This window comes from Micromonospora sp. NPDC049559 (assembly GCF_040676675.1).
Lineage (GTDB): Bacteria > Actinomycetota > Actinomycetes > Mycobacteriales > Micromonosporaceae > JBFAPK01.
Window position 1 is genome coordinate 80,350 of the sequence record NZ_JBFAPK010000029.1, and the last position, 26,852, is coordinate 107,201.

A 26,852-nucleotide genomic window follows, 5' to 3' on the forward strand; every position below is an offset into this window, starting at 1 on the left:
CTGGCAGAGCCTCCCGGTGCGGGAAACGGCCCTTAACTCACAGTAGGACCAGGTCGTCGCGGTGGACGACCTCGCGTTCGTACGCCGGGCCGAGCGCCGCGGCCAGCTCGCCGGTCGAGCGGCCGAGCAGGCCCGGCAGCTCCACCGCGTCGTAGTTGACCAGCCCGCGGGCCACCGGGGCGCCGGCGCTGTCGACCAGGTCGACCGGGTCGCCCGCGGTGAAGGCGCCGTCGACGGCCGTGATCCCGGCCGGCAGCAGGGACTTGCGGCGGGCCACCACGGCCTGCACCGCGCCCGGATCCAGGTGCAGCCGCCCGCGCGGCGAGGTGGCGTGGGCCAGCCAGAAGAGCCGCGCGGCCGGGCGCTGCCGGACCCGGTGGAAGAAGGTACCGACGGGCTCGCCCGCGAGGGCGGCACCGGCCAGCGGCGCGGCGGTGAGGACGACCGGGATGCCGAAGCCGGTGGCGATCCGGGCCGCCTCGACCTTGGTGACCATGCCACCGGTACCGACGCCGGAGCGGCCCGCCTTGCCGATGGCGACCGAGGCCAGGTCCTCCTCGCCGCGTACCTCGGTGACCCGTTCGGTGCCGGGGCGGGCGGGATCGCCGGTGTAGAGGGCATCCACGTCGGAGAGGAGCACCAGCAGGTCGGCGTCGACCAGCGCGGCCACCAGCGCGGCGAGCCGGTCGTTGTCGCCGAAGCGGATCTCGTCGGTGGCGACGGTGTCGTTCTCGTTGACGATCGGCACCGCGCCCAGGTCGAGCAGCTTGCGCAGGGTGCGGTACGCGTTGCGGTAGTGCACGCGGCGGGTCACGTCGTCGACGGTGAGCAGGACCTGGCCGACGGTCAGCCCGTGCCGGGCGAAGCTGGCCGCGTACCGGCCGATCAGCAGCCCCTGCCCGACGCTGGCGGCGGCCTGCTGGGTGGCGAGGTCGCGCGGTCGGCGCGGCAGTCCGAGCGGGGAGAGGCCGGTGGCGATCGCGCCGGAGGAGACGAGTACGACCTCGCGGCCGCCGGCCGCCAGGCCGCCCAGTACGTCGGTGAGGGCGTCCACCCGGCCGGCGTCGAGACCGCCCGTCGCGGTGGTCAGCGACGACGAGCCGATCTTTATCACGATCCGTCGTGCCGAGATGACTGCTTCGCGCACCCGCCCATTCTGCGCGGTCGCGTACCCATGATCAGCCCCGGTTCCCATATCGTGGCCAGCTGTGACACCGGAGGAGTACGTCGAGGCCGTGCTCGCCCTCGTCGAGCGGATCCCACCCGGGCGGGTGATGTCGTACGGGGCGATCGCGGACCACCTGGCGGAACGGTCGGGCCGGGAGTCCGCCCGGCTGGTCGGGACGATCATGGCGCGGCACGGTGGCGGTGTTCCCTGGCACCGGGTGGTCAACGCCTCCGGCCGGTTGCCGCCGGGCCACGAGGACGAGGCGCGGCAGCGGCTGCGCGCCGAGGGGACTCCGCTGCGCGGCGCCGGGGTGGACCTGCGCGCCGCCGCCTGGTACCCCGACGAACCCTGACCGACGGGTCGGGCGGCGGATTCGAGGCGTACGCGGGTGCCGCCGGAGGCGGTGTCGTCGTTAGCATCCGCCGCCATGAACGTCTCGCCGGCCGCGTCCGCCGCCACGAACCCCGCGCCGGCGTCGCCGGGCCTGCCCCGCCGGGTCCACGCGGGGTACGCGCTCGGCTCGCTCGCCACCGGCGCCTTCGGTACCGTCCCGGGTCTGCTGCTGCTGCCGTACCTGACGGACACGCTGGGCGTCGCCGCCGGGGTCGCCGCGCTGCTGGTGCTCGGCCCCAAGGCGTGGGACGTGCTGGTGAACCCGGTCGCCGGTCGGATCTCGGACCGGACCCGCTCCCGGTGGGGCGCCCGGCGGCCGTACCTGCTCTTCGGCGGTCTCGCGCTGGCGCTGCTCTTCGTGGCGATCTTCGCGGCGCCGTGGCGCGCCGGGCCGGCCGCCGCCGCGTACGTCGCCGTCGCGTTCCTGGCCACCGCGACGGCGTACGCCTTCTTCCAGGTGCCGTACGTGGCGATGCCGGCCGAACTCACCGACGACTACCAGGAGCGGACCCGCCTGATGACCTGGCGGATCGCGCTGCTGGCGCTGGCCATCCTGGCCTCCGGCGCGCTCGCCCCGGTGGTGGTCACCGCCGGCGGGGGCGGCGTCGTCGGGCACCGCTGGATGGGGCTCTTCGTCGCGGCCCTGATCGTGGTCGGCGCGCTCGGCGCGTTCGCGGGCACCCGGGGCGCGCCGGCCGCGCGGGTCGAGCGCAGCGAGCCGACGCTGCGCGCGCAGCTCGCCGTGGCCGCCCGGAACCGGCCGTTCCGGCTGCTACTGCTCTGTTTCGTGGTGCAGTCGGCCGGGGTGGCCACGGTGCTCGCGGGCGTGGACTACTTCGCCGAACAGGTGCTGCGCAGCCCGGGGAGCGGGCCGACCCTGCTCTTCGCCTGCTTCGTCGGACCGGCGCTGCTGGTGATGCCGTTCTGGCGCCGGGCCGGCGCCCGGCTCGGCAAGCTCCGGGCGCTGGTCTGGGCCTCGTCGATCCTCGCCGTCGGCACGCTGGCGCTGGTCGCCGCGCCGGTGCTGCCGCCGGTCGCGGTCTACGCCATGGTCGCCGCGGTCGGCGCCGGCTACGCGGGCCAGCAGGTCTTCGCGCTGGCGATGCTGCCGGACTGCATCGCGTACGACACGATGGTCACCGGGCGCCGCCAGGCCGGGGTCTTCACCGGGCTCTGGACGGCGGGCGAGACCTTCGGGCTGGCCCTCGGGCCGGGCCTCTACGGCCTGGTGCTCCAGCTCTCCGGCTACGTCTCGTCGGCCACCGGCGTCGCCGCGGCGCAGCCCGCCTCGGCCCGGCTCGGCGTGCTGCTGGGCTTCACCGTGCTGCCCGCGCTGCTGGTCGGGCTGGCCGTGCTGCCGCTGCGCGGGTACGACCTGACGCCCGAGCGCCTCGCCGCGGTGCGGTAGCGGCCCGGCGGTCGGCGTCCGCGGTGGACGGTGGGGCGGCTGGCCGCCGCGCGGTAGCGGCCGGGCGGCTGGCCGCCGCGCGTGATCGGGTCGAGCCGCGGGCCGGTACCGGCTGTTACGGTGACCGCCATGATCGAGGCGCTGCCGCCCGAGGGCGTACCCGCCGGACAGGTACTCGCCGAGATCCGCGAGCTGCGCGCCGCGGACCGGCCGACCCACGGCGGCCGGCTCTTCGCGTACGTCTACGACCCGGGCGTGCCCGGCCTGGACGAGCTGGCCATGTCGGCGTACGCCCTCGCGGCGCACGTCAACGGCCTGGACCCGACGGCCTTCCCGTCGCTGCTGGCGATGGAGAACGCCGTGGTCGGGGCCGCCGCCCGGGTGCTCGGCGCCGGACCGGGTACCGACGCCGAGGCGGCCGTCGGGAGCGTCACCAGCGGTGGGACCGAGTCGCTGATCCTCGCGGTCAAGGCCGCCCGGGACGCGCGTCCCGACGTCGCCGCGCCCCGGATCACCGCCCCGGTCACCGCGCACGCGGCGTTCGCCAAGGCGGCGCACTACCTCGGCGTCGGGCTCGACCCGGTGCCCGTCTCGCCGGTGACGCTGCGGCCGGAGCCGGCCGACGTCGCCGCCGTGATCGGGCCCTCCACCGTGCTGGTGGCCTGCTCGGCACCGTCGTACGCGCACGGCGTGGTCGACCCGGTGGCCGAGATCGCGGCGGTCGCGGCGGACGCCGGGGTGCGCTGCCACGTGGACGCCTGCTTCGGCGGCTGGACGCTGCCCTGGCTGCGCCGGCTCGGCGTGCCGGTGCCGCCGTTCGACTTCTCCGTGCCGGGGGTCACCTCGATCTCGGTCGACCTGCACAAGTACGCGTACGCCCCGAAGGGCGTCTCGGTGTTGCTGCACCGGGACGCCGAGCTGCGCCGGCCGCAGTTCTTCGCCTACGCGGACTGGCCCGGGTACACCATGATCAATCCGGTGATCTCGTCGACCCGCTCGGGCGGCCCGGTCGCCGCCGCGTACGCCACGCTGCGGCATCTCGGCGACGCGGGATATCTCGCGCTGGCCCGTACCACCCTCGACGCGGTCCGCGACCTGGCCGCCGCCGTCGCCTCGGTCGACGGGCTGCGCCCGGTGGCCGAGCCGGAGTCCACCGTGGTCTGCTTCACCTCCGCCGACCCGGAGCTGGACCTCTTCGTCCTCGCCGACGAGCTGACCGCCCGCGGCTGGCACACCCAGCCCCAGTTCCGGTACGGCGAGCTGCCGGCGAGCATCCACCTGACGGTCACCGCCTCGGTGGCGCCCCGGGTGGCGGAGTTCGGCCCGGACCTGGCCGCCGCGGCGGTCGCGGCCCGCGCCGCCGGACCGGTACGACTCCCGGAGCAGCTGCGCGCCCTCGCCGGCTCGCTCGCCCCGGAGCGGCTCACCCCCGAGCTGGTGGCCGGGCTCGCCGCCGAGCTGGGACTCGGAAGCGGGCCGTTGCCGGACCGTACGGCCGTGTTGAACACCCTGCTCGACGCCGTCTCGCCCGAGGTACGGGAGCGGCTCTTCGTCGAGTTCCTGAGCCTGGTGCAGCGCCCGACCTACTGAGCGGCGCGAGAACAGCGACGTCGGGAACCTCGTACGTCACGGGGCGGACGGCCGCGTGTCGTGGTGCAGCAGGACCCGCCGGAGCAGGTCGTGGAGCAGGTCGCGCTCGGCGGCGCTGAGCGGGGCGAGCACCTCGTCGTGGGTCTCCTCGGCGGCCCGGTCCACCGCCGCGAGCGCCGACTCGCCGGCCGGGGTCAGCGAGATCAGCCAGCGCCGCCGGTCGGCGGGATCCCGGCGCCGCGTGACGCGTCCGGCCGACTCCAGGTCGTCGAGGACCGCGACCAGGTCGCTCGGGTCGATGCCGAGCCGGGTACCGAGGTCCCGCTGGATGGCCGGACCGAAGTCGGCGAGCGCGGTCAGCACCGCCACGTGCCAGAGCCGGAGCTGTTCCCGGGCGAGGCGGTCGCCGAGCCGGGCCCGGGCGAGCCGGCCCGTCTTCGACAGCAGGAACGTCGTGATGGCCAGGAGCCGGGGCGGCCAGCCGGAGTTCTCGTCCACGCGCCTATGGTAGGACAGCACCAATCATTGGAGTAGCCCAACTATCTTGGAGGACGCCATGGGCTCGCTGTATCCGCGACTGCTGGTCCGCCGGTTCGACGCCGCCTTCCGGTTCTACCGGGGGATCCTGCCGGCGCTGCTCGGCGCCGAACTGGCCCGCGGCGAGGAGTCCGGTCCGTACGCCAGCTGGGACCTCGACGGTCGCACGCTGCTCGCCCTCTTCGACCGCGACGCGATGGGCGCGGCGTTGGGCGTCACCGGTCCGGCCGGCGGTGGCACCGGCGCCGCGGGCCCGGGCGACGCGGCGGGCCGCGGCGCGGGCGACGCGGGTACGGGTGGCACGGCGGGTGGTGCCGGGGAGTCCGACGACGTCCCGGGCCGGGCGGTGCTGGTGATCGAGGTGGAGGACGTCTCCGCCGCGCTCGAACTCGTCCTCGACCACGGTGGCCGGACCGTCGTACCCGTGCGGGCCCGTCCGGCCTGGGGCCCGACCGCCCGTACCGCCCACGCGGCGGATCCGGAGGGGAACCTGCTCGAACTCCAGTCGTACTGACGGCGCCCGCCGTCGCCCCACGGGCCGGATCGGCGGGCTGTGGTTGACTGTGGGCTGGCGGTTCCGGAAGGAGGCGTGTCGTGCAGCTGCCCGGAGTGCTCGGTGAGCCGATCCGGTTCGTGCTCAACTGGGGGCGTCGTTACTCGCTGTGGGTCTTCAACTTCGGGTTGGCCTGCTGCGCGATCGAGTTCATCGCCACCAGCATGGGCCGGCACGACTTCATCCGGCTCGGCGTGATCCCGTTCGCGCACGGCCCCCGGCAGGCCGACCTGATGGTGGTCTCCGGCACGGTCACCGACAAGATGGCGCCGGCGATCAAGCGCCTCTACGACCAGATGCCGGAGCCGAAGTACGTCATCTCCTTCGGCGCCTGCTCCAACTGCGGCGGACCGTACTGGGACTCCTACTCGGTGACCAAGGGCGTGGACCAGATCATCCCCGTCGACGTCTACGTACCCGGTTGTCCGCCCCGCCCGGAGGCGCTGCTACACGGCATCCTGCGGCTACAGGAGAAGATCGCCGCCGAGCGGTCCGGCATCGGGGGCGTGCACCGGCCGGACCCGCTCGCCGCGCCGGCCGCCGGGGCGCCGGCCGCGGAGGCACCGACCCTGCCGGCCACGCCGACCGCCGAGGCGCTGACCGCGCCGCTGGTCCGCCCCCCGGAGAAGCCGGTACCGCCCCCGGGCGACTGATCCCAACGTACCCGAGCGGGGGTGTCCCCGCGGACGGCCGAGGGGTCCGGCCGGCCAACGGGCCGGTCGCCGTCGAGCGAAGATGATCTCTCTTGTGGCGCGGGGTGGCTAACCTGCCGCTGGTGGAGACCGAACAACGGGCCGCGCGCATCGTCGACGTACTGATCGACGAGTTCGGCGCGCTGATGGCCCTGGACCCCGCGGCGTTCCGCCGCAAGTTCCGCAAGATGGCCGCCTCCCCGTTCGCCTTCTACCGGGGCAGCGCGGCGCTCTTCTACGCCGACCTGATCGGCGACTTCGCCGACGACCGCTACCTCGACGAGCGGACCAGCCGCGTGTGGATCCACGGTGACCTGCACGCCGAGAACTTCGGCACCTACATGAACGCCTCCGGCCAGCTCGTCTTCAACGTCAACGACTTCGACGAGGCGTACGTCGGGCCGTTCTCCTGGGACCTCAAGCGCTTCGCGGCCAGCGTGGCGCTGATCGGGTACGTCAAGGCCCTCTCCGACCAGGTCATCACCGATTTGGTGACCCGTTTCGCCGCCGCCTACCTGACCGAGCTGCGGGCGCTCGCGGCCGGGGGCGACGACGCGATCGGCTCGATCACGCTGGCCAACGCCGACGGGGTGCTGCGCACGGTGTTGCAGCGGGCCCGGCTCAACACCCGGGTGGAGCTGCTCGCCACGCAGACGACGATCGACAACTACGAGCGTCGCTTCTCCCTGGGAGAGGGGGTGTTCGAGGTCGACGAGCCGACCCGGGCGCGGGTCGTCGCGGCGTTCGAGCGGTACCTGGCGACCCTGCCCGTCGCGTCCGCCGCGCAGCGACCGGTCGCCGCGCACGTCAAGGACGTGGTGCTGCGCAAGGGCGTGGGGATCGGGTCGGCCGGCCTGCCGTCGTACAACCTGCTGCTGGAGGGGCACACCCAGGCGCTGGAGAACGACGTCGTGATCTACATGAAGCAGGCCCAGGTCCCCGCCGTGGCGCGGCACATCGCCGATGGGCGGGTCCGGGGCTACTTCCAGCACCAGGGACACCGCACGGCGGAATCCCAGCGGGCCCTGCAGGCGCACGCCGACCCGTGGCTGGGCTACACCGAACTGGACGGCACGGGCCAGCTCGTCGCCGAGGTCTCCCCGTACGCGGCCGACCTCGACTGGTCGGACGTCAACGAGGTGGCGGAGCTGGCCGGCGTGATCGGCGACCTCGGCCGGGCGGTGGCCCGGATGCACTCGGTCGCCGACGACGAGTCGAGCCACGACCTGGTGGACTTCTCCACCGAGGAGGCGATCGTGGCGCAGATCGGCCGGGACGAGGCGGGGTTCGCGGCACACCTGGTCGACTTCGCACACGACTACGGACTGCGGGCCCGGCGGGACCACGAGATCTTCGTGGACCTCTTCCGCAACGGTCGGCTGCCCGGCATCTGACCCGGCGTCACCGGGTGAAGTCGAGGACCACCTTGATGTCGTCGCTGCCCGGCGTGTACGCGTCGGCGTACGACTCCACCGGCAGCCGGCGGGTGATGATCGACTGGAGCCAGTCGGGGTTCGCCGTGGCCAGCGCCTCGGCGGCGAGCTGCCAGTGCCGGCGGTTGGCGTTCACGGAGCCGAAGACCACGTTGTTCTCCAGCACGAGCTGCCGGTTCAGGGCCCCGGCGTCGAAGTCGATGGTCCGGCCGCCGCTGGAGACACCGGTCAGGCAGACGATGCCGTTCGGGCCCGCCTGGCACATCGCGTCGAGCACCACCGTCGGCGCGCCGGTGCATTCGAGCACCACGTCCGGCGCGAAGTCCAGCTCGTGCACCGGGCCGGTGTGGTAGGTCGCGCCCAGCGCGGCGACGAGGGTGGGCTTGGGGCCCTCCGTGGCCCGGTCCAGCACGTGCACGGTCAGGCCGCGCTGGGAGGCGAGCAGCGCGGCGAGCAGGCCGATCGGCCCGGCCCCGGTGACCAGTACCGTCTGCGGTTTCCACTCGGCCCGGGCGCCGATCCGCTCGATGTGGTCCCACGCCTTCGCGACCACGCTGGTCGGTTCGAGCAGCATGCCCACCGACTCCAGGGACGGATGCAGGCCGACGGCGAACTTCGGCTGGATCCGCCACCGGTCGCGGGCGAAGCCGGGCAGCCCCTTGATCCCGTGTTCCGTGTAGCGGCCGTTGAGGCACATGTCCCACTCGTCGACCGCGCAGTTCGGGCACGGTACCGGGTCCGGGTGGCGGACGATCCCGGCGACGAGGTCGCCCGGGCGCAGCGTGCCGGTCGGGTCCTCAAGCACCCGGCCGAGGGACTCGTGTCCCAGTACGAGTCGCTCGGCGCCCGGTTCCGCCTCGCCGTAGCTGCCCGAGATGATCTCGTGATCGGTACCGCAGATCCCGACCGCCACGGCCTCCACCAGCACCGCGCCCTCGTTCGGGGACGGCTCGGGAAAGTCCTCGATCAGTTCCAGCGATTCGGGCACTTCCGGCCTGACGGTGATCGCGCGCACGCCGACCATCTTTCCCGCCCGCACGGCGCTTACACCGGCGGGACCGGACCATCCGCTCCCGGTCCCCGGCGCGGCGTCGGACGCCGCCGTCGTACCGGGGGAGGAGCGGCGCGATTGTGCGCGGCGCCGCGAATGTTCCGGCGGTCAGAGGGTACGCGCGGCACGCGGTCCGGCGGAGGGCCCGCGCGGCGGCGGGCGGGCGCGGGGGCCGCGGTGCCGCCGGCGAGGAGGAGCGGTGTCCGCGGCGCGGGTACGCCTGATACGACTGATGCTGGTGGCCGCGGTGCCGGCGGCGATCGAGGGCGCGGTGCTGCGCGTCATCGAGTTCCGGTCGGCGCTGCCGATCTCACCCCAGGCCAGCGCCGTGTCGCCGTACGGGTCGTTCCACGACCTTCGCTGGCTGCTGGTCTACCACGACTCCTGGGCCGCCCTGGTCGGGGAGGCGCTCGCCGCGATCGTCTTCCGCGGGCTGCTCGCGTCGGCGCTGCTCGCCCTCGCCTGGCCGCCGGAGGTACCGCGCCCCGGGTTGCGCCGGCTGATCGGGCGGAACCTGGTCTTCGCGGCCTTCCTGCTGGTGGTGCTGGCCCCGTGGGCCGGGCTCGCGGTGGTCGCGTCCGAGGTGTCGCTGCCCTCGTTCGTGCTGCTGGAGCTCATACCGTTGCTGCTGCTGACCCCGGTGCTGCTGCGCGGCGGGATCGTGGCCGACTGGTGGCGGGGTCTGCCGTCCGCCCGGCTCATCGGCTGGGCGCTCGTCGCGTTCCTGACCCCGATGCTGGGGGGCGCGCTGGTCCGGCTGCTTCCGGACGGGTGGCAGGTGATGTTGGCGACCGTCGCCGGGGCGGGCAACGGGCTGCTCTGGTGGGGGCTGGTCCGCGCCGTGCTGCACCCCGGGCGGCTGCGGTGGCGGCGCGTACCGGTGGCGCCCCTGCTCGTGGCGCTGCTCGTGGCCGCCACGTTGGTGGCCGACACCGGCGCCGGCAACCCGGGGCCGGGCACCCCCGACCGGCAGCCCCTTGACGTGCTGCCCGAACGGGGCGAGACCGGGCACACAGTGATCTACCTGGACGGCTACGACTCGAACTACAACGGGCGGCCCACCCCGGCGCGGCCCACGGTGACCCGCTTCTCGTACCGGGGCCTCGACGAACACGGGGCGCCCCGGCCGTACTCGTCCGCCGACACGCACCAGTCCGTCGAGTCGGCCACGAACCTGCTGGCCGTACAGGTCGCGGAGCTGCACGCCCGCACCGGCCGTCCGGTGGCGCTGGTGGGTCAGAGCGAGGGTGCCCTGGTCATCCGTAGGTACCTGGACCGCCGGCATCCCGCGGTCGACACGGCCGTGCTGATCAACCCGCTCGTCCGGGCCGGCCGGGCCTACTACCCGCCCCCCGGAGCGAAGACGGGGTGGGGGATCGGGACCGGCTGGCTGCTGCGGGGGATGCTCGCCGCCGAGCGGGACCTCGAAGTCGTGCCGGACAGCGCCGACGAGCCGTTCCTCCGGTCACTCATCGACGGCGCGCCGTTCTACCGCAACGAGACGCTCTGCCCGGTTCCCGGCGTACGGATGATCGCGTTTCTGGCCAGCTCCGACTATCTCGTGGTCCCGCCGGCGATGTACGCCCAGATCCCGATTCTGGAGGTCGCCGGGCTGCACGGCACGCTGCTGTACCAGCGGCGGGTGTCGGAGCGGGTGGTCGACTTCATCCGCGGGCGCGACCCGATCAGCGACGGGGACCGGCGGCCGAGGCTGTCCGTGGGCGACCTGACGGTGCAGGGCGCGTTCGGGGCGTGGCAGGCGCCGGCGCTGGCGCTGGCGGTCAACCCGGTCTGGCATCCCATGGACGGCGTCGACGCCTCCTTCCACGGTCGACGCTGCCCCGGCTGACCGGGCCCGTCGTCCGGCCCGTCCGCATCCTGTCGTCCCCGTCCGTGCGCGTTCCGTCGTCCGGTGCGTGCGCGTCCCGTCGTCCGTTTCGGGCCGCGCGCGTCGGGCGCGACCACGTGCGGTGGCCATAGGATCGCGGGCATGACACCGGACGAGGTCGGCAGGCGGCTGGGCGAGCTGCTCGCGGACGCGGAGGTCGCCGTCGGGGTCTCCGGCGGCCAGGCGTACGCCCGGGCCACCGTCGACGTACCGCCCGCGAGCTGGCGGGACGCCTTGCTGGCGGCCCGGGACGACGGCGAGCTGGCCTGCGACTTCTTCGACTGGCTCTCGGCCGTGGACGAGCTGGCCGGCGGCTTCGACGTGCTCGCGCACCTCTGGTCGACCCGGCACCGGCATGGCGTGCTGGTACGGACCCGGCTGCCCCGGGAGGCCGCCCGCGTGCCGTCCGTGGTCGACATCTTTCCCGGCGCGGACTGGCACGAGCGGGAAACGCACGAGATGTTCGGCATCGACTTCACCGGGCATCCCGGCCTGCGGCCGTTGCTGCTACCGCCGGAGTTCGAGGGGCATCCGCTGCGCAAGGAGTTCATCCTCGCCTCGCGGGTGGCGAAGCCCTGGCCCGGCGCCAAGGAGCCGGGCGAGTCCGAGGCGGGAACGGCCCGGCGGCAGCCGATGCGCCCGCCGGGCGTACCCGCTCCGGGCGAGTGGGGACCGGCGGACCAGGCCCGGCCCGCCCCGGCGCGCCGCGAGCGACCGGCCGCGCGGCGGCCCGGCGCCCGGCCCGGGCCGGGCGCGACGGCGCGGGCGGAACCCGCGGCCGAGCCGGCCACGCGGCCTCCGGCCCAGCCGGCCGAGCCCCCGGTTTCGCCCGCCGAGCCGCCGGCCGGCCCGCCGGGCGCCGGCGGTGCCGCCCGCGGCGACGACGGTGAGGGGAGTGCCTGATGCCGCTCTGGCTGGAACTGCTCGTCCGGGTGGTGGGCGTGGTGGTGGCGTTCCTCACCCTGCCGCTGATCGTCGGTCAGGCGGAGCACAAGGTGATGGCACACATGCAGGGCCGGCTCGGTCCGATGTACGCCGGCGGCTTCCACGGCTGGGCCCAGCTCATCGCCGACGGGGTCAAGTTCGTGCAGAAGGAGGACATCACGCCCCGGGAGGCGGACCGGGCGGTGTTCCGGCTCGCGCCGGTGGTCGCGCTCGTGCCGTACCTGTTGGCCCTGCTGGTCATCCCGCTCGGCCCGGGCGACCTGGTCGGGCAGCCGCTGGACATCGGCCTCTTCTTCGTGCTGGCCGTGGTCGGCGTCGGGGTGGTCGCGGTACTGATGTCGGCCTGGGCGTCGGCGAACAAGTACAGCCTGCTCGGCGGGTTGCGCGGCGCCGCGCAGCTGCTCGGGTACGAGCTGCCGCTGGTGCTCGCGTCGGCGAGCGTGGCCATGGCGGCGGGAACCCTGAGCCTGCCCGGCATCGTCGCCGCCTGGCAGCCGTGGTGGCTGCTGTGGCAGGCCCCCGCGCTGCTGGTCTTCTTCGTCGCCGGGCTCGCGGAGATCCGCCGTCCGCCGTTCGACATGCCGATCGCCGACTCGGAGCTGGTCTTCGGCTACATGACCGAGTACACCGGGCTGCGGTTCGCCTTCTTCCTGCTCGCCGAGTACGTCGGGATCGTCGTCATCGCCGCGCTGACCACGGTGCTCTTCCTCGGCGGCTGGCAGGGGCCGTTCGGCGACGAGTATCTCGGCTGGCTCTGGACGCTGGTCAAGGTCTTCGCCGTCTCGTTCGTGATCATCTGGGTCCGGGTCTCCTACCCGCGGCTGCGCGAGGACCAGTTGCAGCGGCTCTGCTGGCTGGTGCTGGTACCGGTGGCGCTGGGGCAGCTGGTCCTCACCGCGGTCGTCCGGGTGCTGCTCTAGCCCGCGTTCCACGAGGACCGGCCGGTCGGCGGCGGACCGGGCGGTCGCCCTCGGCGGGGCGGCGCTACGCTGGCCGACCGTGACGGACATCGACGGTGCGGTACGGCGCTTCGTGACCGACGTGTGGAACGCGCGGCACGAGGAGACGGCCTTCGAGCTGGTCGCCGCCGACTGCCCCGGGCTGGACGGTACGGGACCCGAGGCGACGCTGGCGTGGCACCGCGTCCGCCGGAGCGCCTTCCCCGACCTGCGCTACCGGATCGTGGACCTGGTGGTCTCCGGCGACCGGGCCGAACTGCACTGGCGCGCGGCCGGCACCCAGCTCGGCCAGCTCGGACCGGTACCGCCGAGCGGGGAGGTGGTCAGCTACTCCGGGGCGTCGTTCCTGCGGTTCGACCCCGACGGCAAGATCATCGATGTGTGGAGCGTGAACGAACTGCTCCACCTGCTCCAGGAGCCGGCGACCGCTACAGGTGCCGGGGCGTCAGCCGGTCGAGCGACAGGTTGACCGGCCAGGGCTCGCCGACGTCCACGAACTTCGTCCACCGGCCGGTCTCCTGGTAGACCTCGGCGATCGGATCGATCCGGTACGTGTGCACGACCAGCTCGCCCTCGGTCTCGACCCGCCAGTAGTGCGGGATGCCCGCCTGCGCGTAGAGCGCCGGCTTGGCGATCCGGTCCAGGCTCTGCGAACTCGGCGAGACGATCTCGATGGCGAGCACCACCTCGTGCGGCTCGTACCGACAGGTGCGCCGCGCCGCCGCGGTGGCGGTGGTGACCAGCACGTCGGGGATGAACGACCGGCGGCGGTTGATCCGTACCTCGACGGCCTGGGTGACGTCGTACTGCTCCGGGCAGTCCGCTTCGAGCGCGACCATCAGCCGTCCGGCGATGGTCTGGTGGGCCGCGGTGGGGGAGGGCGTCATGATCAGGACTCCGTCGAGAAGCTCGCGGCGGTGGCCGTCGTCGGGCATGGCGTCGAGGTCGTCGGTGGTCCACCCGCCGGGCGGCGGGTAGTCGCTCACAGCCGCGGTCATGGTGACGCTCCGTTCTCGCGGATCGGGTCCAGTCGGTCACCCACCGCTACCGTACCGGGTCGGCCGGGCCGGGTGGTCGCGCCCGGGGCCGCGACACGGCAGGATAAGCGGCATGGGTGTGCCCGGAGAAGGACTCGCGAAGGGGCTCGCGGTCACCTTCAAGACGATGACCAGCCGCTCGCACACCCAGCAGTACCCGGACGTAGCCCCCGAGCTGCCGCCGCGCTCCCGTGGGGTGATCGCCCTGTTGGAGGAGAACTGCACGGTCTGCATGCTCTGCGCCCGCGAGTGCCCCGACTGGTGCATCTACATCGACTCCCACAAGGAGGAGGTGTCGGTACCCGGCGCCGCGCGGGCCCGGCAGCGCAACGTGCTGGACCGCTTCGACATCGACTTCTCGCTCTGCATGTACTGCGGCATCTGCGTCGAGGTCTGCCCCTTCGACGCGCTCTACTGGTCGCCCGAGTTCGAGTACTCCGAGTACGACATCCGCGACCTGCTGCACGACAAGGACCACCTGGGACAGTGGATGGCCACCGTGCCGCCGCCGCCCGCGCACGACCCGAACGGGGAGCCGGCGAAGGAGGAGAGCACGGCGGCCCGCCGCACCGGTGCCGGTGGTACCACCACCCCCGCGGCCCGGCCCGGCACCCGCCCGGTACGCCCCGACGAGGAGCCGAGGTGACCGGCGCCGACGTGCTGCTGCTCGCGCTCGCCGCGGTCGCGGTCGGTGCCGGGGCGCTGGTGGTGACCACCCGGCACGTGGTCCGCGCCGGCCTGCACCTGGTCGTCTGCCTCGGCGCGGTCGCCGGCCTCTACCTGGTGCTCACCGCCGAGCTGGTGGCCTGGGTACAGGTGCTGATCTACGTGGGCGCGGTCGTGGTGCTGCTGCTCTTCGCGGTCATGCTGACCCGGGCGCCGATCGGCGCCTCCGACGACCTCGACCGCCCGCTCTGGCCGGCCGCGCTGATCGGCGGCGGCTCCGGCCTCGGGCTCGCCGCGCTGCTGGTGGACGCGTTCCGCTGGGTCCGGGTCGAGCCGCCCGCGCCGGGCACCGCCGACCGCCTCGGCGGGGAGATCTTCCGTACCTGGGTGCTGCCGTTCGAGGTGCTCTCCGTGCTGCTGCTCGCCGCGCTGGTCGGCGCGGTCGTGCTCTCCCGGCGCGAGATCGGCCGGCGCGAGGTCGCGCCGCGCGAGACCGGCGAGCGCGAGGTCGGGCGGCGCGAGGCCGGGCCGCGCGAGACCGGGCGGCGCCCGTGAGGCCGGTCATCCCGTACGTCGCCGCCGCGCTCCTGTTCGGGCTGGGCGTCTTCGGCGTGCTGCGCCGGCGCAACGCCGTGCTGGTGCTGATGTCGGTCGAGCTGATGCTCAACGCGGTCAACCTGATCCTGGTCACCGCCTCGCTCCCGCTGCCCGCCGAGTTGGCGGCGAGCGGCGTTCCCGCCCTGCCGCACGGCGGGCAGGTCTTCGCGCTCTTCGTCATCGTGCTCGCCGCCGCCGAGGTCGGCGTCGGTCTGGCGATCGTGCTCCAGCTCTACCGGATGCGCGCCAGCGTCGCGATCGACGAGGTACCGCTGGACGGGCCCCGCGACGGCACCGAGCCGACCGACGAGGCGACACTCCGGGACGAGGCAGCACCGCGGGACGGGACGGCGCTCCGGGACGGGGCCACGGCCGGCGAAGGTGCCCCGGCGACGGCGCGGGGTGAGCGGCCGTGACGGCCCCGGGCGTGCTCGGGCCGCTGCTGCCGGCCGTACCGTTCGCGGCGGCGCTGGCCGGCCTGCTCCTGCCGCCGGCGCCCCGCAGCCGCTCCACCGTCGGCGGCGCGGCCGCCCAGCCCGGCGTGCGCGCGACCGCCGCCGCGCTCGGCATCACCGGTGCCGGCGTGGCGCTGGCCGTCTCGATCGCGCTGCTGGTCGCGCTCGACGGCGGGTCGGCGGAGACCTCCACCCGCTGGGTCGAGGTCGGACGGCTCGCGGTCACCTTCGGTTTCCGGCTCGACCCCTCGGCCGCCCTGGTGGCGGTGGCGGTCAGCGCGGTGGCGTTGGCCGTGCAGGTCTACTCCGTCGCGTACCTGCGGCGCGGCCCGGCCGACGACGCCGACGTGGACCACCGCTACGCCCCGTACGCGGCCCAGGTCAGCCTCTTCACCGCGGCGATGCTGCTGGTCGTGGTGGCCGGAGACCTGGTCATGCTGCTGGTCGGCTGGGAGGTGATGGGCATCTGCTCGTACCTCCTGATCGCCCACGACCGCCGGCTGCCCGAGGCCCCCGCCGCCGCGATGAAGGCGTTCCTGGTCACCCGGGTCGGCGACGTCGGCTTCCTGCTCGGCATCGCGGTGCTCGGGATCGGCGCCGGCAGCTTCCGCGTCGCCGACGTGCTGCGGCACGACTACCACCCCACCACGCTCACCGTGGCGTGCCTGCTGCTGCTCGCCGGGGTGGCCGGCAAGAGCGCCCAGTTTCCGCTGCACACCTGGCTGCCGGACGCGATGGCCGGCCCGACACCGGTCTCCGCCCTGATCCACGCGGCCACCATGGTGGCGGCCGGCGTCTACGCGGTCACCCGGCTCTTCCCGCTCTTCGTCCGGGCCCCCGGGGCGCTCGCCGTGCTCGGCGTGATGGCGGTGGTCACCCTGCTGCTCGGGGCGTTCGCCGCGACCGCGCAGGACGACCTCAAGCGGATACTGGCCTGGTCGACCGTCTCGCAGATCGGCTACATGGCCGGGGCCCTCGCCGTCGGATCGCCCACCGCGGCGCTCTTCCACCTGCTCAGCCACGCCGCCTTCAAGGCACTGCTCTTCCTCGCGGCGGGCTGCGTCATCCACGCCGTCGGTACCACGCTCATGTCGGGCATGGGTGGGCTGCGCCGGACGATGCCGGTCACCTTCTGGTCCACCCTGGTCGGGCTCGGCGCGCTGGCCGGCGTACCCCCGCTGGCCGGTTTCTGGAGCAAGGACGGGATTCTCGCGGTGGCGGCCGAGGCGGCCCGGCACGGCGGCGGTCCCGCCCCGGCCTGGGTGGCCTGGCTCGTCTGGCTCGGCGGCCTGCTCGGGGTCGCGGTGACCGCGTGGTACGCCACCCGGCTGTTGCTGCTCACGTTCTTCGGGGCGTCCCGCGCCCCGGCCGCCCGCCCGCACGATCCGCCGGCCCTGATGCGCTGGCCCGTGCTGCTGCTCGCGGTGCCGAGCGCGCTGCTCGGGCTGCTGGGCTTCGCCGACCCGTTGGTGCGCTGGCTGGTCCCGGCGCCGCCGCCCGGAACGCCGGTCCCCCTGCTCCCGGTGGAGCTGGTGCACCTCGGTCCGGAGCTGTTCCTGCCGGTCGCGCTGGCGCTGCTCGGGGCGGGACTGGCCGGCTGGCGCTGGCGCCGCCTCCCCGGCGCCGACCCGGCCGCCGCGCTGGGTCCGCTGCGGCCGGCGTTCGCCCGCGCCTTCTGGCTCGACGAGGTCCAGCGCGCCCTGGTGGTACGCCCGCTCGCCGCGCTCGCCCGGGTGCTGCGGCGCGGCGACGAGGCGGTGATCGACGGCGCGGTGGTCGGCGCCGGGCGGGGCGCCGCCGCGCTGGGCGCGCGGCTGGGTGTCCTGCACCGGGCCGCGCTGCCCCGGGCCGCCGCCGCCGTGCTGGCCGGGGCACTGCTGATCGGCCTCGCGGCCGTGCTCCTCGGAGGTGTCGGATGAGCGTCGGGCAGGTGCTGCTGGCGGCCACCCCGGCGCTTCCCGCCGTCGGCGCGGCCGTGGTCGCGCTGCTGCCCGCGGCGGCCGACCGGGGCGCCCGGGTCGTCGGCACGATCTTCGCGGCCGTGACGTTCCTGGCCAGCCTGCTGCTCTACGCCGACCGGCACGCCCCGTCGGGCTCCCCGGTGCCCGGCTCCGCCCCGTCGGGTCCGGTACGGCCCTGGCACGAGCTGGACCTGGCCTGGGTGCCCGGCCTCGACCTGCGGTTCCACCTCGGCGTCGACGGGCTCTCGTACCCGCTGGTGGTGCTCACCGCGCTGCTGACCCTGCTCTGCTGCGGCTACACGCTCTGGCACGTACCCGGGACGCCCCGGGAGGGGTTCGCGGCGTCCGGCGCGGGCCGCGGCCGTACCCTCGTCGCGCTGCTGCTGGTCGTCGAGGTCGGCATCCTCGGCACCTTCCTCGCCCTCGACCTGGTCCTCTTCTTCGTCTTCTTCGAGATCGTCCTGCTGCCGATGTACGCCGTGATCGCCGGCTGGGGCGGTACCGCCGAGCCGGCGGAGGCCGACCCCGAGCCGGGGCGTACGCCCGGACCGGCGCCCGCCGACGCGCGACGGTCGACGCCGCAGCAGGCCGCGGCCCGCAAGTTCGCCCTCTACACGCTCTTCGGCTCGGTGCTGCTGCTGGTCGGCGTCCTCACGGTGGTCACCGCCGCGGGCACCGCCGACATCGTGGCGCTCACCGGCGGCGCCGGCCTCGGCCGCGGTACGCAGCTGACCGCGTTCACGCTGCTCGCGCTCGCCTTCGCGGTGAAGAGTCCACTCTGGCCGCTGCACAGCTGGTTGCCGGACGCGCACACCCAGGCGCCCACCGTCGGCAGCGTCATCCTCGCCGGGGTGCTGCTCAAGATGGGCACGTACGGGCTGATCCGGGTCGCCGTCGGGGTGGCGCCGGAGGGCGCCCGGTGGGCCGCGCCCGTCCTCGGCGTCCTCGCGGTCGCCGCGATCGTCGTCGGTTCCCTGGTCTGCCTGGCCCAGGACGAGCTGAAACGCCTGATCGCGTACTCCAGCGTCGGGCACATGGGCTTCGTGCTGCTCGGCATCGCCACGCTCACCGCCACCGGCATCCAGGCCGCGCTGATCGGCAACATCGCCCACGGCGTCATCACCGGCCTGCTCTTCTTCCTGGCCGGCGCCGTCAAGGACCGTACGCACACCGGCGCCCTCGCCGAGCTGGGCGGCCTGCGCGAGACCGCGCCCCGCCTGGCCGGGCTGCTCGGGTTCGCCGCCGTCGCGTCGCTGGGGCTGCCCGGGCTCGCCGGCTTCTGGGGAGAGGCGTTCGCCGTGGTCGCCGCCCTGGAGCGGGGCGGCGCGTTCTGGACTGTCCTCGGCGTGCTGGCGGCGACCGGCGGGGCGCTCACGGCGGCGTACCTGCTGCGCCTGCTCCGGCGGGTCACCCACGGCCGCCCCGCGCCCCGGGTCGCCCGGTTGACGCCCGAACTGGCCGGCGCCGAACTGGCGGCGTGGAGCCCGCTCGTGCTGCTGGCGCTCGCCATCGGGCTGGTCCCGGCGCTGGTGCTCGGCATCGCCGGCGAGCCCGTGCGATCGCTCCTGGAGGCACTTCCATGAACGGCGGGGTACAAGCGGTCGACAACGTCGCGCTGCTGCCGGCGTACCTGGCGGCCGGTACGGCGGTGCTGGTGCTCCTGGCCGACCTGGTGGTGGCCCGGCGCGGCGTGACCCTCGCGGTCGCCGCCGCCGGAGCGGTCGCCACCGTCGTGGGGGCGGTACTGGTCGGCCGGGGCGGACCACGCGGCACGTTCTGCGCCGCCGCCGGCTGCTCGTACCACTGGACCGGGCGCGCCGCGCTGGTCGCCGCGCTCTTCGGCCTGCTCACCCTCGGCGTGCTGGCGCTCTCCGCGCCGCTGCTGCGCACGGGCGACGTCCCCCCGGGCGAGTACTGCTTCCTGCTCGCCTGCTCGATGACCGGCGGCGTGGTCCTCGGCGCGGCCAACGACCTGATCACCCTGGTCGTCGCGCTGGAGACGCTGACCCTGCCCCTGTACGTCCTGGTCGGCCTCCGGCGGCGCAGCCGGTCCGGCGCCGAGGCCGCCGTGACCTTCTTCGTGGTCAGCGTGGTCGCCACCAGTCTCACGCTGCTCGGGGCCGCGCTGCTCTACGCGGTCACCGGCGCGGTCCACCTCGACGCCCTCGGTACGGCCCTCGCCGGCGAGTCCGCCCTCGCGCACACGCCCCTCGCCACCGCGGCGGTGGCGCTGGTGCTGCTCGGGCTCGCGTTCAAGGTGGCGGCCGTACCGTTCCACGCCTGGGCGCCGGCGACCTACGACGGCGCGCCGCTGCCGGTCGCCGCCTATCTCTCCACCGCCTCGAAGCTCGGCGGGGTGGTCGCGCTGCTCGCCGTCGTCTCGGCGGCGCTGCCGGCCGAGGTCACCGGCCCGGTGTTGGCGCTGCTGGCCGTGCTGACCATGACGGTCGGCAACCTGGTGGCGCTGCGCCAGGAGCGGATGGTGCGCCTGCTGGCCTGGTCGTCCGTGGCCCAGGCGGGGTACGTGATCGCGCCGCTGGGTGCGCTCGCGGTGGCCGGCGGGCGTACCCCGGAGGCGGTGGCGGCGGCGCTCGCGGCCACGGTGGCGTACACCGTCTTCTACGTGGTGCTGGAGCTGGCCGCGTTCGGCGCGGTGGTGGTGCTCCGCCCGGCCGGCGCGGACGGCGGCGCCATCGACCGGTACCGCGGCCTCGGGCGGCGGCACCGCTTCACCGGCGCGGCCCTGGTGCTGGCGCTCGTCGGGCTGGCCGGACTTCCGCCCGGGCTGGCCGGGCTGTTCGCCAAGGTCACCGTGGTGCGTGCGCTGCTGGAGGGGGCGTCGACCTGGCTCGCCGTGGTGGTCGCACTCAACGCGGTGGTCGGGCTCGCCTACTACGTACGCGTCGCCGCGCTGCTCTACGCCCCGTCGCCGACGGAGCCGGCCGCCGGGATCCGGCCGGCCTGGCCGGCGGTGGCCGCGTTGGGCGCGGTGTCCGTCGTGGCGCTGGTCGTCGGGTTCGCCCCGCAACTCGTCCTCGACGTCGCCGCGCGGTAGCGGCACTCCCGTACGGGCCCCGCTCCGCCGTTCGTCGGCTTTCACAGGCAACTCTCAGCCATAGCCGGACTATGGAACGGGTATCGCACTGTTGCACGAGACGGCGGGCCCACCAGGTCCGTACATCGAAGGAGTGATCGTGCACCATCACAACGGTCTCAAGACGGCCGCGCTGCTCGGCCTGCTCACCGCGTTGATCCTTGCCGTCGGGTACGGGTTCGGCGGCAGTGGTGGTCTGGTGATCGCCGTACTCATCTCGCTGGCGATGAACGCCGCCACCTACTTCTGGTCGGACAAGCTGGCGCTGCGCTCGATGCGGGCGCAACCGGTCAGCGAGGCCGAATTCCCCGCGCTCTACCAGATGGTGCGGGAGCTGGCCGCCGAGGCGCGGCAGCCGATGCCCCGGCTCTACGTGAGCCCGACGTTGCAGCCCAACGCCTTCGCGACGGGTCGCAACCCGGCGAACGCGGCGGTCTGCGTGACCCAGGGGATCACCCAGATCCTGGACTACCGCGAGCTGCGCGGCGTCATCGGCCACGAGCTGTCCCACGTCTACAACCGCGACATCCTGATCTCCAGCGTCGCCGCCGGGCTCGCGGGCATCATCACGATGCTGGCGAACCTGGCCTGGTTCATCCCGCTCGGCGGCGGGGACGACGAGGACTCGCCGAACCCGGCGGTACTGCTGCTGATGCTGATCCTCGGCCCGCTGGCCGCGACCATCATCCAGCTGGCGATCAGCCGCAACCGCGAGTACCAGGCGGACGCCTCCGGCGCCACCCTGACCCGCGACCCGCTGGCGCTGGCCAGCGCCCTCCGGAAGATCCACACCGGTACGCAGCGACTGCCGTTGCCGGCCGACGGGCAGCTGACCAGCAGTGCCCACCTGATGATCGACAACCCGTTCCGGGGCGGCGGGATCTCCGCCCTCTTCTCCACCCACCCGCCGATGGAGCAGCGGGTCCGCCGGCTGGAGGAGATGGCCAGCGGCCCCGTCCCGCAGCGGTAGGGCGGGTGACCCGGGGCCTGGCCTCAGTCACACACCGGTCCGTGGCCCGTTCGGGCCGCGGACCGGTCGCTTTTCCGGGTACGGCCGCGACCCGGGTCGGTCGATCTCCCGCCCGCCCGCGGCCCCGCTCGCCGGCGGCGGGTACTACTTACCGGTAGTTCGTGAACTGCAGTGCGATGCCGAAGTCCTCGCCCTTGAGCAGGGCGATGACGGCCTGGAGATCGTCCTTCTTCTTGCCGGTGACGCGGAGCTGGTCGCCCTGGATCTGCGCCTGTACGCCCTTCGGCCCCTCGTCCCGGATCTTCTTGCTGATCGCCTTAGCCTTGTCCGAGTCGATGCCCTGAACGATCTTGGCGTCGATCTTGTGGGTCTTGCCGGAGGGGCGGGCCTCGCCGGCGTCCAGGGACTTCAGCGAGATGTTCCGCTTGACCAGCTTCTCCTTGAAGACCTCCAGCGCGGCTTTCACCCGCTCCTCCGTCTCGGCCTGGAGGCTGACGGCCTCCTCCCCGGACCAGGAGATCTCCGCGCCGGTGCCACGGAAGTCGAAGCGCGTGGAGAGCTCCTTCTCCGTCTGCCGGAGGGCGTTGTCGATCTCCTGCCGGTCGACCTTGCTGACGATGTCGAACGACGGGTTGGCTGCCATGATCATGCTCCTGCTGTCTGACCGATATGTAACTGTCTCGCGCCGCTGAGCAGCGGCACGTTCTGCCGACCGTACCCGGTTATGACACCTCCGGGTGCACCCGCTATCCTTGCTTCCGCTGCCGCGTACCGCGCGGCAACACACCCAGGCGGGTTGCCCGAGCGGCCAATGGGAGCGGACTGTAAATCCGTCGCGAAAGCTACAGAGGTTCGAATCCTCTACCCGCCACCAGGGTGCACACACGGCCTCCGAGCAGCCGAAAGGCTGACCGGAGGCCGTTGTCGTCGGGCCCCGCGCCGTCTCAGTGGATCTCGCTGTTGCTGGCCGTCCGGGACGCACCGGGGTGAAGATCATTAGGGCTGCCCCGCGGCGTGGCTGGGGTGGTCAGATCCGAGACGGTCTCTGGGGTGTCCGGAACGGCGCGGTCGTGCTCTCGCCACCGTGCACGGCTCGCCACGCTCAGGCGTCCGAGCGGGTGCGCGGCGGCGACGGATACCCGATCTCGGCAAGGTCTTCGGCGAGGTCGTTCGTCGTCGCCCGAGGGTTCAACCGATGTACGAGGTCGTCGGTGAGTGGGCGTAGGGCGAGGACTTCGCCAACGGCCTCTACGTCCACGCTCGTCTCGTAGTAGTCGTCGGCGAAGTGTTGGTATCCCATCGGCGTGGAGTCGATCAGTACCTTGAACAGCCGGTCAGCACCGTCGGAGTCGCCGTGGCCAGGGAGGTCGATGTCGCCGACCTGCCACCGGTCGTCGCCGGGCTGGCGCCACAGGCACACCGTCGCCTCCAACACACCCTTGAAGGTGAACGCCGGCTCGTGCACCTGCGCGGAGAACACCTCCGGCACGCTGTCGACCAGGCCCGGCCACAGGAGGCCGTTCCGGGCGGGGCTCATGGGCGACTCGTGGGCGAACCCCCGGACGAACACACCGGCCGGCGAGAACACGATCGAATAGCCGTCACCCGAGCCGTTCCGCATCGACGCCATCTCCTCACCCGGTGCCCAGCGCGAGTCGAAGGAGTAATAGCGGAACGCCCACTCCGGGCTCATGATGGCGTCCAGCATCGCCAACGCGCGGCACCGGTCGCGGAGCGTCGCGATGTCCGGCAGGACTTGAGCAACATCATGAGCGGTCACGGCCACATCTAACCCGAGCCGACGGCGGGCGGGGTCGAGTGCGGATCGGAGGGGATCCGAACCCCTGGTGGGGCAGGGCACGCCAGTGGCCCCACGCGTCCCCAGCCACAGTGCGTGCACCAGGCCGACCGGGACGCTGCAACAACCTGGCGCTGCCACCGGTCCGCAGGCATCTCGTGTGCTGTGCGTGCCAGGTCGGGCCATGGCCGGGCAGGTCGAGCTGATCCGCGGCCCAGATCGGAAACTACGGCGCGTTGAGGAATGCCCAGCCGACGACCGCGCTGATGATCAGCCCTATCCCGCCGCCCCACCCCACGAGTAGCCAGGTTCTGAACCGCTGAGTGCCGTACGAGGACAAGATGACGACGCCGGTCAGCAGGATCATCTGTGCGGCGACGGAGGTGCACAGGGCCGGGTAGAGGGCGGCGGTTCGGCCGCCCGAGTCGAGGTCCGCACTGCTGTCGCCAGCGGCGGCTCCCCGGACCGCGATACCCACAACGACGATGGCAAGCACGTGACCGAGCAGGCTGAAGCCAAGACCACCGAGGACTGGCCGGCGATCCGGTATCGCCCAGAACCTCGCGTTATGGGCGGCCGAATCTGAAGCTTCCTGCTGTTCCGTCACACGCACCTCGCTCGGCTGTGCCGCGAAGCTATCAGAGCGTCTTTCCCGTCCGGCTACGCCTCTCCCTCAGGGGCGCTGTTTCCCGGGCGTCGGTCCGGCGGGTCGACTCTGACGGGCGTGGCCAGGGGAGTGGCACCTTCGTCTGAGCGCAGACACAGCGGCCGGTCGAGCCGCGCCCGCACGTCGAACCGGCGTTTGAACGGCTACTCGTGACCATCGACTTCGCCGGGGTCTCGGGCGCGACGCTGCGGGACGCGTTGACCGAGAGAGCCGACAACGTGCGGGTCGGCAGGCTGGCGCCGGAGACCGTTCGCCGTCGCGCACTGAACTCGGACATGGCCGTGCCGATACCGCTACCGGGTCGCGGGAGACGTAGGCGGACGATCGGGCGGTGCGGCAGCGGGCCGAACGGACCACGCGGCGAGCGGCGGACGGGATCATCGACAACATGACCGCGTTCGGCGACCTCGGCCGGCTCGTTGCTGAGACGGGCCCGGTGCTACTCGACTTCGACGGCCCGGTCTGCGGCGTCTTCGCGGGCTACCCCGCCCCGCGGATCGCGGTCGAACTGGTCGACGTGCTCCGGCGCCAGGGCATCGACTTCCCAGCGAGCCTCGCCATCGAGCCGGATCCCCTTGAAGTGCTGCGCTGGATGGGTGCAACCGGCAACCGAGAGGCCACGCGGATCGTTGAGGATGCGCTCTGTGCCGCAGAGCGTCGTGCCGTGGAGACTGCCGAACCTACGGCCCACAGCCGAGAGGTCATCGTGGCCGCCCGGCGGGCAGGGCGGTCCGTGGCAGTGGTCAGCAACAATTCGGCGGGCGCCGTCGCTGCGTACCTGGCCGCACACCGCCTCGCCGAGTATGTCTCGGTCATGATCGGACGGGCGTATGCCGACCCGGACCGGATGAAGCCGAACCCGGAACCGATCCTGCGGGCCGTTCAAGACCTCAACGAGTCGCCGGGCCGCTGCGTGCTCGTGGGCGACTCGCTGTCGGACATCGAGGGGGCGCGGGCCGCCGGCGTGCCGGTGATCGGCTACGCGAACCGACCAACCAAGGTCGAGGCGCTTCGCGCCGCTGGGGCTGATGTCGTGATCACGAGCATGGAAGCGATAGCTACGGTATTCGTCGAGTTGGCCGGAGACTGAGATGCGCCCGCCTACTTCACCATCCGCACGGGCTGGCCGGTCAAGATGCCGTAGCCGACACCAACCAAGATCAGGACGCCGGTCACCGCGAAGGCCGCGCCAACCAGCCGCTCCAGCAGGACGAAGCGCGCTAGACGCCTCTCGTGCGGGTCGTCCGGCAACCGGCGCCACGGTGGAACTCGCCGCAGCACGCTCGCGTTCGACGTTGACCGCCGCACGTGCCACTCAGTGACGCCGCGAAAGTTGGTGGCCAGGCAGACGCCCGCGAGGCTCAGAGCCAGGCTCGTGACGACGCCCGCCAGGAACCGCCATGTCTCCATCCGACCCCTCCGACGTGGCTACCGGATCTTAGTTGGCGCCCCGTGTGTCAATCCGCGCCGCCGTGTCCGTGCTGATCGGCGTTCTTGCTGGTCGGTAGCGCGCGGTCATTCCTCGGACCCCTGACTGCCGGGCGTCTCCCGCCCGATCGGCGAGGCGGGATCCTCCCGCGGCCGCTGCCGATTTCGCAACGCGTCGAGCACCGCGACAAGGGCCAGCACTCCGGCCACCACGCTCAGTCCGACCATCGGCGACCAGCGGGCCAACGCCGCCGTGACCAGTAGCAGGACCACCAAGCCGAGTATCCGCGACCGCGGGACCCGGCCGAAGATCTGGTAATCCAGCCGCATCCGAGCGCCGAGGAAGAGCACCGGACCGCCCACCACGAACAGGAGCCACGTCGGCCGCACCGGCCCGTACGGATGGGCGATCACCAACTCGTAGCCGACCGCGGTGACGAGCACGCTGAGCACGATCAACACGTGCGTCCGTTCCAACGCCGTACCCAACTGGCCGGGCATGCCCGCCCGACCCAACGCCTCGGTCAGCAACAGACCGGCGCGGTGGAAGTAGATCCGCCACAGCAGCGCGCTCGTGGTGAACGCGACCCCGAAGGCGGCGGCGCGCTGCGCGGAGTAGTCCACGCCACTGAAGGCGAGGGCGATGACCATAATCGACTCGCCGAGCGCGACGAGGAACATCTGCTGGTGACGCTCGGCCAGATGTTGCCCGGCGATCCGCCAGCGGCCCACCGCCGCGGCCCCGAGCCACGGCAGCGGCCAGCCGAGAGCCCAGGCGAGGTAGTCCACGGCGAGCGCGGCGGCCCATAGCGGCAGGCGAAGCCGGTCCGGGCCCAACGCGCCGAGCAGCCAGAGCGGCGCGGAAACCGCCGCCCACGCGGCGAGCCGAAACGGCACCAGCCGTCGTGGATGGCCACGCAGCGCAACAGCGACCACCAGCGGCCGCACCACCGTCACCAGCAGGTACGCGACCGTGAACGGCAACGCCCGCTCCTCCATGGCGCGCGGCAGCGTCACCGCCATCACCAGTGCGGCGAACATGGTTCCGACCACGACCGCCTGGATGATCGACCGCTCCGGCTCGTACCGACTGGTGATCCAGGCGGTGTGCGACCAGATCAACCAGAGCGCCAGGAACAGCAGCAGGGTACGACCGAGCCCGGCAACGAGCGCCCAGCCGGTGTCGCCGCCGAGGTCGGCGAACCGTTGCGAGACCCGGGTGAGGGCGACGACGAAGGCCAGGTCGAAGAAGAGCTCCAGGAACGTGGCGCGCCCCGAGCTCGTCGCAGGGCGCAGCAGCTCGGCACCGCGTCCCGCCACCATCTCCCGTCCCTGTCCGCCCTGTGGCAGTAACGAGGTGGTCGCCTACGGGGTTGCGCCGGCCCTCGCCGCCTCGTCCCACCGCTGCGGCCTGCTCCCGGAACTCCACGTCTGGCCGACCCGCCCACTCGACGCCGGGCGAACCACGCCGCCCAGCCCGCGCCGGCGCCGGCGGGCCCGCCGGCGCGCTGTCGGTCGCAGCGGTACGGGTCGGCGGGGCGGGAGGGCGGGCGGCCACGCCA

Annotated in this window: 27 protein-coding genes, 1 tRNA gene and 1 pseudogene; 20 read left to right on the forward strand and 9 right to left on the reverse strand. The window is 73.4% G+C overall.

The annotated features are described in order from the left end of the window. Window positions 1-37: 37 nt before the first annotated feature. On the reverse strand, window positions 38-1,147 hold the full coding sequence (gene proB / locus AB0J86_RS26905) for a glutamate 5-kinase (protein WP_363860395.1): 1,110 nt from the start codon (window positions 1,145-1,147) through the stop codon (window positions 38-40). 61 nt (window positions 1,148-1,208) lie between these two features. On the opposite strand from proB, the gene AB0J86_RS26910 reads away from it, so the two are divergent. The 3 genes from AB0J86_RS26910 to AB0J86_RS26920 all read left to right on the forward strand — a co-directional run bounded on the left by AB0J86_RS26910 (window position 1,209) and on the right by AB0J86_RS26920 (window position 4,559). Further along, window positions 1,209-1,520, forward strand: coding sequence for an MGMT family protein (locus AB0J86_RS26910; RefSeq protein WP_363860396.1), 312 nt, complete (start codon window positions 1,209-1,211; stop codon window positions 1,518-1,520). Between the two features lie 75 nt (window positions 1,521-1,595). Then, a complete protein-coding gene (locus tag AB0J86_RS26915) occupies window positions 1,596-2,969 on the forward strand; it encodes an MFS transporter (protein WP_363860397.1) in 1,374 nt (457 codons plus the stop codon). Window positions 2,970-3,098: 129 nt separating this feature from the next. After that, window positions 3,099-4,559 (forward strand): aminotransferase class V-fold PLP-dependent enzyme, encoded by a 1,461-nt coding sequence (locus AB0J86_RS26920; protein WP_363860398.1) that lies wholly within the window; start codon window positions 3,099-3,101, stop codon window positions 4,557-4,559. 36 nt (window positions 4,560-4,595) lie between these two features. On the opposite strand, the gene AB0J86_RS26925 is transcribed toward AB0J86_RS26920, so the two are convergent. Continuing rightward, complete coding sequence (locus tag AB0J86_RS26925; RefSeq protein ID WP_363860399.1) at window positions 4,596-5,057, reverse strand: MarR family winged helix-turn-helix transcriptional regulator; 462 nt, start codon at window positions 5,055-5,057, stop codon at window positions 4,596-4,598. A gap of 58 nt (window positions 5,058-5,115) precedes the next feature. Here AB0J86_RS26925 and AB0J86_RS26930 point away from each other — a divergent pair, with 58 nt between their 5' ends. From AB0J86_RS26930 to AB0J86_RS26940, 3 genes are all read left to right on the forward strand, one after another. After that, window positions 5,116-5,610, forward strand: a complete 495-nt coding sequence (locus AB0J86_RS26930; protein ID WP_363860400.1) for a VOC family protein — start codon at window positions 5,116-5,118, stop codon at window positions 5,608-5,610. An 80-nt stretch (window positions 5,611-5,690) separates the two neighbouring features. Further along, entirely contained in the window at window positions 5,691-6,302 is a 612-nt protein-coding gene (locus tag AB0J86_RS26935) for an NADH-quinone oxidoreductase subunit B family protein (protein WP_363860401.1), read from the forward strand. A gap of 185 nt (window positions 6,303-6,487) precedes the next feature. Beyond that, window positions 6,488-7,735, forward strand: a complete 1,248-nt coding sequence (locus AB0J86_RS26940; RefSeq protein WP_363860436.1) for a DUF2252 domain-containing protein — start codon at window positions 6,488-6,490, stop codon at window positions 7,733-7,735. 7 nt (window positions 7,736-7,742) lie between these two features. On the opposite strand, the gene AB0J86_RS26945 is transcribed toward AB0J86_RS26940, so the two are convergent. Continuing rightward, window positions 7,743-8,789, reverse strand: a complete 1,047-nt coding sequence (locus tag AB0J86_RS26945; protein ID WP_363860402.1) for a glucose 1-dehydrogenase — start codon at window positions 8,787-8,789, stop codon at window positions 7,743-7,745. 235 nt (window positions 8,790-9,024) lie between these two features. Here AB0J86_RS26945 and AB0J86_RS26950 point away from each other — a divergent pair, with 235 nt between their 5' ends. The 4 genes from AB0J86_RS26950 (at window position 9,025) to AB0J86_RS26965 (ending at window position 13,086) form a co-directional block, all read left to right on the forward strand. Further along, on the forward strand, window positions 9,025-10,674 hold the full coding sequence (locus tag AB0J86_RS26950; protein WP_363860403.1) for a hypothetical protein: 1,650 nt from the start codon (window positions 9,025-9,027) through the stop codon (window positions 10,672-10,674). Window positions 10,675-10,815: 141 nt separating this feature from the next. Next, on the forward strand, window positions 10,816-11,616 hold the full coding sequence (locus AB0J86_RS26955) for an NADH-quinone oxidoreductase subunit C (protein ID WP_363860404.1): 801 nt from the start codon (window positions 10,816-10,818) through the stop codon (window positions 11,614-11,616). Beyond that, entirely contained in the window at window positions 11,616-12,578 is a 963-nt protein-coding gene (locus tag AB0J86_RS26960; protein ID WP_363860405.1) for a complex I subunit 1 family protein, read from the forward strand. The genes AB0J86_RS26955 and AB0J86_RS26960 overlap by 1 nt, the downstream gene beginning before the upstream one ends. 79 nt (window positions 12,579-12,657) lie before the next feature. Then, on the forward strand, window positions 12,658-13,086 hold the full coding sequence (locus AB0J86_RS26965) for an ester cyclase (RefSeq protein ID WP_363860406.1): 429 nt from the start codon (window positions 12,658-12,660) through the stop codon (window positions 13,084-13,086). On the opposite strand, the gene AB0J86_RS26970 is transcribed toward AB0J86_RS26965, so the two are convergent. Further along, complete coding sequence (locus AB0J86_RS26970) at window positions 13,046-13,615, reverse strand: Uma2 family endonuclease (RefSeq protein ID WP_363860407.1); 570 nt, start codon at window positions 13,613-13,615, stop codon at window positions 13,046-13,048. The two genes, AB0J86_RS26965 and AB0J86_RS26970, sit on opposite strands and share 41 nt — an antisense overlap. 112 nt (window positions 13,616-13,727) lie before the next feature. On the opposite strand from AB0J86_RS26970, the gene AB0J86_RS26975 reads away from it, so the two are divergent. The 7 genes from AB0J86_RS26975 (at window position 13,728) to htpX (ending at window position 21,397) form a co-directional block, all read left to right on the forward strand. Beyond that, the gene (locus tag AB0J86_RS26975; RefSeq protein ID WP_363860408.1) at window positions 13,728-14,300 is read left to right on the forward strand and encodes an NADH-quinone oxidoreductase subunit I; all 573 of its coding nucleotides are present in this window, start codon (window positions 13,728-13,730) and stop codon (window positions 14,298-14,300) included. Then, window positions 14,297-14,875 (forward strand): NADH-quinone oxidoreductase subunit J, encoded by a 579-nt coding sequence (locus tag AB0J86_RS26980; protein WP_363860409.1) that lies wholly within the window; start codon window positions 14,297-14,299, stop codon window positions 14,873-14,875. Before AB0J86_RS26975 ends, AB0J86_RS26980 begins: the two co-directional genes overlap by 4 nt. After that, a complete protein-coding gene (gene nuoK / locus AB0J86_RS26985) occupies window positions 14,872-15,333 on the forward strand; it encodes an NADH-quinone oxidoreductase subunit NuoK (RefSeq protein WP_363860410.1) in 462 nt (153 codons plus the stop codon). The genes AB0J86_RS26980 and nuoK overlap by 4 nt, the downstream gene beginning before the upstream one ends. Next, on the forward strand, window positions 15,330-17,291 hold the full coding sequence (locus tag AB0J86_RS26990) for an NADH-quinone oxidoreductase subunit L (RefSeq protein ID WP_363860411.1): 1,962 nt from the start codon (window positions 15,330-15,332) through the stop codon (window positions 17,289-17,291). Before nuoK ends, AB0J86_RS26990 begins: the two co-directional genes overlap by 4 nt. Further along, window positions 17,288-18,916 carry an NADH-quinone oxidoreductase subunit M gene (locus AB0J86_RS26995; RefSeq protein ID WP_363860412.1) on the forward strand — a complete coding sequence of 543 codons (1,629 nt, stop codon included), beginning with the start codon at window positions 17,288-17,290 and terminating at the stop codon, window positions 18,914-18,916. The genes AB0J86_RS26990 and AB0J86_RS26995 overlap by 4 nt, the downstream gene beginning before the upstream one ends. Next, on the forward strand, window positions 18,913-20,388 hold the full coding sequence (locus AB0J86_RS27000; RefSeq protein ID WP_363860413.1) for an NADH-quinone oxidoreductase subunit N: 1,476 nt from the start codon (window positions 18,913-18,915) through the stop codon (window positions 20,386-20,388). The genes AB0J86_RS26995 and AB0J86_RS27000 overlap by 4 nt, the downstream gene beginning before the upstream one ends. Window positions 20,389-20,524: 136 nt before the next feature. Next, entirely contained in the window at window positions 20,525-21,397 is an 873-nt protein-coding gene (gene htpX, locus AB0J86_RS27005; protein WP_363860437.1) for a zinc metalloprotease HtpX, read from the forward strand. A 148-nt stretch (window positions 21,398-21,545) separates the two neighbouring features. Here the strand turns inward: htpX and AB0J86_RS27010 are convergent, their stop codons facing one another. After that, window positions 21,546-22,040: a YajQ family cyclic di-GMP-binding protein gene (locus AB0J86_RS27010; protein WP_363860414.1), complete on the reverse strand. Its 495-nt coding sequence runs from the start codon at window positions 22,038-22,040 to the stop codon at window positions 21,546-21,548. A gap of 147 nt (window positions 22,041-22,187) precedes the next feature. Between AB0J86_RS27010 and AB0J86_RS27015 the strand changes: the two genes are divergently transcribed. After that, window positions 22,188-22,271: transfer RNA gene (locus AB0J86_RS27015), tRNA-Tyr, on the forward strand. Window positions 22,272-22,499: 228 nt separating this feature from the next. Here AB0J86_RS27015 and AB0J86_RS27020 read toward each other — a convergent pair. Next, window positions 22,500-23,183, reverse strand: a complete 684-nt coding sequence (locus AB0J86_RS27020; protein ID WP_363860415.1) for a hypothetical protein — start codon at window positions 23,181-23,183, stop codon at window positions 22,500-22,502. Window positions 23,184-23,421: 238 nt separating this feature from the next. After that, complete coding sequence (locus AB0J86_RS27025) at window positions 23,422-23,802, reverse strand: hypothetical protein (protein WP_363860416.1); 381 nt, start codon at window positions 23,800-23,802, stop codon at window positions 23,422-23,424. Window positions 23,803-23,924: 122 nt separating this feature from the next. Between AB0J86_RS27025 and AB0J86_RS27030 the strand changes: the two are divergent. Both AB0J86_RS27030 and AB0J86_RS27035 read left to right on the forward strand, forming a co-directional pair. Further along, window positions 23,925-24,292, forward strand: a pseudogene (locus AB0J86_RS27030) (GntR family transcriptional regulator); the annotation flags it as partial. Between the two features lie 6 nt (window positions 24,293-24,298). Then, the gene (locus AB0J86_RS27035; protein WP_363860438.1) at window positions 24,299-24,952 is read left to right on the forward strand and encodes an HAD-IA family hydrolase; all 654 of its coding nucleotides are present in this window, start codon (window positions 24,299-24,301) and stop codon (window positions 24,950-24,952) included. A gap of 11 nt (window positions 24,953-24,963) precedes the next feature. On the opposite strand, the gene AB0J86_RS27040 is transcribed toward AB0J86_RS27035, so the two are convergent. Together AB0J86_RS27040 and AB0J86_RS27045 are read right to left on the reverse strand one after the other, a co-directional pair. Then, a complete protein-coding gene (locus tag AB0J86_RS27040) occupies window positions 24,964-25,272 on the reverse strand; it encodes a hypothetical protein (protein ID WP_363860417.1) in 309 nt (102 codons plus the stop codon). 105 nt (window positions 25,273-25,377) lie between these two features. Next, window positions 25,378-26,613 carry a low temperature requirement protein A gene (locus AB0J86_RS27045; protein ID WP_363860418.1) on the reverse strand — a complete coding sequence of 412 codons (1,236 nt, stop codon included), beginning with the start codon at window positions 26,611-26,613 and terminating at the stop codon, window positions 25,378-25,380. Window positions 26,614-26,852: the final 239 nt, after the last annotated feature.

What these genes read in the sequence shown, in the direction of transcription:
- AB0J86_RS26915 (WP_363860397.1), top strand. Translation starts at nt 1,596, where the DNA reads ATGAACGTCTCGCCGGCCGCGTCCGCCGCCACGAACCCCGCGCCGGCG.
- AB0J86_RS26920 (WP_363860398.1), top strand. Translation starts at nt 3,099, where the DNA reads ATGATCGAGGCGCTGCCGCCCGAGGGCGTACCCGCCGGACAGGTACTC.
- AB0J86_RS26930 (WP_363860400.1), top strand. Translation starts at nt 5,116, where the DNA reads ATGGGCTCGCTGTATCCGCGACTGCTGGTCCGCCGGTTCGACGCCGCC.
- AB0J86_RS26940 (WP_363860436.1), top strand. Translation starts at nt 6,488, where the DNA reads ATGGCCCTGGACCCCGCGGCGTTCCGCCGCAAGTTCCGCAAGATGGCC.
- AB0J86_RS26955 (WP_363860404.1), top strand. Translation starts at nt 10,816, where the DNA reads ATGACACCGGACGAGGTCGGCAGGCGGCTGGGCGAGCTGCTCGCGGAC.
- AB0J86_RS26960 (WP_363860405.1), top strand. Translation starts at nt 11,616, where the DNA reads ATGCCGCTCTGGCTGGAACTGCTCGTCCGGGTGGTGGGCGTGGTGGTG.
- AB0J86_RS26970 (WP_363860407.1), bottom strand. Translation starts at nt 13,615, where the DNA reads ATGACCGCGGCTGTGAGCGACTACCCGCCGCCCGGCGGGTGGACCACC.
- AB0J86_RS26975 (WP_363860408.1), top strand. Translation starts at nt 13,728, where the DNA reads ATGGGTGTGCCCGGAGAAGGACTCGCGAAGGGGCTCGCGGTCACCTTC.
- AB0J86_RS26995 (WP_363860412.1), top strand. Translation starts at nt 17,288, where the DNA reads ATGAGCGTCGGGCAGGTGCTGCTGGCGGCCACCCCGGCGCTTCCCGCC.
- AB0J86_RS27000 (WP_363860413.1), top strand. Translation starts at nt 18,913, where the DNA reads ATGAACGGCGGGGTACAAGCGGTCGACAACGTCGCGCTGCTGCCGGCG.
- AB0J86_RS27010 (WP_363860414.1), bottom strand. Translation starts at nt 22,040, where the DNA reads ATGGCAGCCAACCCGTCGTTCGACATCGTCAGCAAGGTCGACCGGCAG.
- AB0J86_RS27040 (WP_363860417.1), bottom strand. Translation starts at nt 25,272, where the DNA reads ATGGAGACATGGCGGTTCCTGGCGGGCGTCGTCACGAGCCTGGCTCTG.
- AB0J86_RS27045 (WP_363860418.1), bottom strand. Translation starts at nt 26,613, where the DNA reads ATGGTGGCGGGACGCGGTGCCGAGCTGCTGCGCCCTGCGACGAGCTCG.